The sequence below is a fragment of the Bartonella sp. CL70QHWL genome, from assembly GCF_042194855.1.
Lineage (GTDB): Bacteria > Pseudomonadota > Alphaproteobacteria > Rhizobiales > Rhizobiaceae > Bartonella.
This window is the reverse complement of the sequence record NZ_JBHINJ010000124.1, coordinates 1-691: the sequence shown is the minus strand read 5'-3', so window position 1 is coordinate 691 and position 691 is coordinate 1. Positions and strand designations below refer to the sequence as shown.

The window sequence follows — 691 nt, the reverse complement described above, 5'->3', positions numbered from 1 at the left end:
GGCAAACAAACCACTGTTGGCTTTGATGGGAATAGATATGACTTTGTAAGCAGAATTATTGGCGGCAATGGCTATACTTATGAGACACTCCCTGCTGGCAGTAACGTTTGGACAGAATGGTTGAGAGTGGCTACAAATCCCATAAGCTCCCATACCTGTCTTGGAGATGTGGGTTATAAATGCCAAAAGTTTTACGGCTCATCTCATCGTGAACAATTTCCTTTAAGTAAATCATGGAGTAAAAAATGAAACACATTTTAAAGTTATTAAGTGGAATAGTTTTGGTGAGTGTAACTGGATGTAATATCGATAAACCTCCTCTAGGAGAGATAGCTACGTGGGAGAAAAATGGTGTTACTGATTTTACTGAGGTAGGAAAAGCCTTGTTAGAATGCGGTATGCCAACCCCTTATGATACTGATCCAGAAAGCAGAAAGCTCAGCTACAATGCAATAGCAACCATAGAAGCTTGTATGATTCAATCAGGTTTTCGTGATAAAGTGGGAGGGGGAACTTGGTGTGTAAATCATAAAGCCGAAAACCTTCCCATTTGTCGTCCAGGTGCTGTGATCCCACAGCCCAGTGTCAAGAAGCGCTTAAACAGCCCTTTTTGTAAAAAATATAAAAATAGTCGCAAATGCCAGCCTTAATGATCAACAATCCGCCATCCTTGCCTTCGCTTGGAATGGCG

At 41.4% G+C, this 691-nt stretch carries 1 protein-coding gene and 1 pseudogene; both read left to right on the top strand.

Features of this window, described 5'->3' with window-relative positions:
- Positions 1-249, top strand: a pseudogene (locus ACFIJZ_RS10070) (filamentous hemagglutinin); the annotation flags it as partial.
- Positions 246-650, top strand: coding sequence for a hypothetical protein (locus ACFIJZ_RS10065; RefSeq protein WP_375632036.1), 405 nt, complete (start codon positions 246-248; stop codon positions 648-650). The pseudogene ACFIJZ_RS10070 and the gene ACFIJZ_RS10065, both read left to right, overlap by 4 nt.
- The last annotated feature ends 41 nt before the right edge of the window (positions 651-691 follow it).

What these genes read in the sequence shown, in the direction of transcription:
- ACFIJZ_RS10065 (WP_375632036.1), top strand. Translation starts at nt 246, where the DNA reads ATGAAACACATTTTAAAGTTATTAAGTGGAATAGTTTTGGTGAGTGTA.